The 3,160-nt window shown below is 37.8% G+C and carries 3 protein-coding genes; 2 read left to right on the top strand and 1 reads right to left on the bottom strand.

Features of this window, described 5'->3' with window-relative positions; translation table 11 throughout:
* Positions 1 to 210: 210 nt before the first annotated feature.
* On the bottom strand, positions 211 to 714 hold the full coding sequence (locus tag ED2_RS14340; RefSeq protein ID WP_060789924.1) for a LexA family protein: 504 nt from the start codon (positions 712 to 714) through the stop codon (positions 211 to 213).
* Between ED2_RS14340 and ED2_RS15255 the strand changes: the two genes are divergently transcribed.
* A complete protein-coding gene (locus ED2_RS15255) occupies positions 677 to 913 on the top strand; it encodes a helix-turn-helix transcriptional regulator (protein ID WP_073461081.1) in 237 nt (78 codons plus the stop codon). The two genes, ED2_RS14340 and ED2_RS15255, sit on opposite strands and share 38 nt — an antisense overlap.
* A 236-nt stretch (positions 914 to 1,149) precedes the next feature.
* On the top strand, positions 1,150 to 3,160 hold a 2,011-nt coding region (clpL, locus tag ED2_RS14335), incomplete at its 3' end, for an ATP-dependent protease ClpL (protein ID WP_060789923.1).

Genomic DNA, 3,160 nt, shown 5'->3' with positions numbered 1-3,160 from the left:
TTCCTACCACGACAGAAAATCCACCTGATAAAAAATCTCCACTTGCTATGATTCCACCAAATAAACCTATAAATACAAGAAAAGCGCCTATTGAAAGTAATAATATTCGTACAATATTTTCATTTTTCATCCCCATCTCTGATATAATAATATACACAATCTCAGAAATGAGAACCCTAGCCGCAGCTCCAACTGCGAATGGGGTATTTTTTATAGGTCAAAACTTACTTTTACCGCTTTACCCAAAATTCTTGCTGGATTATTTTCATCAATGATATAAGGATGATAATCATTATTATCGGGCATTAGCATTACAACATCATTAACATGTTTAACTCTTTTGAGAGTCGCTTCAGAGTCGCCGTTTACTATAACTGCTGCAATTTCTCCATCTTCCACAACTGGTTGTCTTCGAATCAACACGTAACTATCAGAAGGGATTGTAGGAACCATGCTATTACCTTTGATTTTTAAATAAAAGACTTCACCAGTGGGCAAGTTTTCGTCTATCTCTTCTCTATATTCTTCAATATTTTCTTCAGCTAAAATAGGATCTCCACAAGCAATTTCTCCCAAAACAGGAATCTGTATATATTTTTTAACAGGTATTAAATTTTTCGGTATCTCGCCATACCGCGGATCAATCGTAGACTTCAATACGCCAAAATAATCTGCTATGTCGTTAAAGGCAGCGCGCGTTAATGCTGGATTCACTAGTAAAAAAGCCGCTAAAGCTGCTGATGTGCATTTTCAAACGTTGTCCAAATATGAAAAAGATAGTTCTGATATTCCATTTTCTCTTTTAAATGAGCTGTCTAATCTGTATCAAGTTCCTATTAACAATATTTTTTTGGGCAAAGAGTACGCTTTAATCCGTATCATAAATAATAAAAGAAATGAGGTAATGAATTGAACGAAGTTTCAAAGGACGTTCTGGCAATCGAAGCCCACGAAAAAGCAAAGTCTTAGTCTGATACGCTTAACACTTCTTTACTATTGTTTAAACAAAATTATCCTAATTATTTCTAATTGATTCTATAAGCACTTTACTTAGCGATACATAAAAATTGTGATACAATTCAGTTGTAGTTTTAAAGGATATTATGGTCACTAAGTTACACATATAAATTTTTATGGAGGTGTGTTAATATGGCAAATTTCTACGGAAATGATCCTTTTTTCAACAATGATATGGATGATGTTTTCAATCAATTATTTCGGCGCATGGATAATCAAAATTCGGAGCGTGCACGGTATTTAGTTAATGGACAATCGTTGACACCGGATGAGTTTGCTCAATACCGAGCAACTGGTAAGCTACCCCAAAATAATAAAACAATAGAAGTATCTAAAGATGGTAAACAGGCTGTTAAAAAAGGAGGAATTTTAGAAAAGTTAGGGACTAATTTGACGGAACAGGCTCGTGATGGATTACTAGATCCAGTGATTGGACGTGAGAAAGAGATTCAAGAAACTGCAGAAATTTTGAGTCGTAGAACGAAAAATAATGCAATCTTAGTTGGTGATGCCGGTGTAGGTAAAACTGCAGTCGTCGAAGGTCTGGCACAAGCAATTGTGGCTGGTAAAGTTCCAGAAACGATTCAAGATAAAGAAATCTATTCGATTGATTTATCGTCTTTGGAAGCGGGAACTCAATATCGCGGTTCTTTTGAAGAAAATATTAAACAGCTGGTAGAGGAAGTTAAAGCAGCTGGTAATATTATTCTATTCTTCGATGAAATTCATCAGATTCTCGGCACGGGTGCCACTGGTGGTGAAGATGGTGGCAAAGGATTGGCTGATATCATTAAACCTGCTTTGTCACGTGGCGAGCTGAGTGTAATCGGGGCTACGACTCAAGATGAATATCGCAATACTATTTTGAAAAATGCGGCTTTGGCACGGCGATTCAATGATGTTGTGATTAATGAACCGACGGCCGCTGACACTTTACGTATATTACAAGGTGTTAAAGAGCTGTACGAAAAACATCATCATGTTGTATTACCAGATGATGTTTTGAAGGCGGCTGTGGATTATTCAATCCAATATATACCACAACGCACTTTGCCAGATAAAGCTATCGATTTGATCGACATGACTGCGGCTCATTTAGCGGCTAAAAATTCGCAAACTGATGTTGAGACATTGGATCAACGCCTTAAAAAATTAGAGGCAGCTAAGGAGGCCGCCATTAAAGCGGAGGACTTTACAAAAGCCGCTGATATCAAGAAGTCGATCGAGGAAACCAAGCAAAAAATTAAAGAAACGGATCAAAAAGAAAAAATCACTGCCACGATTGATGATGTGGCACAATCGGTTGAACGTTTAACTGGTATACCAGTTTCTGATATGGGCGCTAATGATATTGAGCGCTTGAAAAATCTTGATAAGCGTCTGAAAAGTAAGGTAATCGGCCAAGATGAAGCGGTTGAAATGGTAGCAAAAGCAATTCGGCGTAACCGTGCGGGCTTTTCAGAGGGTGATCAGCCGATTGGAAGTTTTCTGTTTGTGGGCCCAACTGGCGTAGGAAAGACTGAATTAGCTAAGCAATTAGCCTTAGATATGTTTGGAAATGAAAATGCGATTATTCGGCTAGATATGAGTGAATATGCTGATCGTACAGCTGTGTCGAAATTAATTGGTACCTCGGCTGGATACGTAGGCTATGAAGATAATGCTAATACTCTAACTGAACGGGTTCGGCGTAATCCATATTCCATTGTATTATTAGATGAAATTGAAAAGGCTGATCCACAAGTATTAACGTTACTGTTACAAGTGATGGATGATGGGCGCTTAACGGATGGACAAGGCAATGTCATTAATTTCAAAAATACGATTATTATTGCTACTTCTAATGCTGGCTTTGGTAATGAAGCATTAAGTGGTGACAAGCAACGAGATCAGTCATTAATGGATAAGTTAGCACCATTTTTCCGCCCAGAATTTCTGAACCGTTTTAATGGAATCGTGGAATTTTCACATCTGACTAAGCAAGACTTAAGTCAAATTGTCGATTTGATGTTGGCGGATGTACAAAAAACTTTAGCCAAAAAATCCATCAAACTTGAGGTAACTAAAGCGGCTAAAGATTGGCTGATGGAACAAGGCTATGATGAAGCAATGGGTGCGCGGCCATTACGGCGAGTAATTGAAC

Origin of the sequence: Enterococcus durans NBRC 100479 = LMG 10746, assembly GCF_001544215.1 — a bacterium.
GTDB lineage: Bacteria > Bacillota > Bacilli > Lactobacillales > Enterococcaceae > Enterococcus_B > Enterococcus_B durans.
The sequence above is the reverse complement of the archived record's forward strand: the minus strand, read 5'-3'. Positions and strand labels throughout refer to the sequence as shown.

Coding starts and splice junctions, on each gene's coding strand:
- ED2_RS15255 (WP_073461081.1), top strand. CDS start 677: ATGTCGTTAAAGGCAGCGCGCGTTAATGCTGGATTCACTAGTAAAAAA.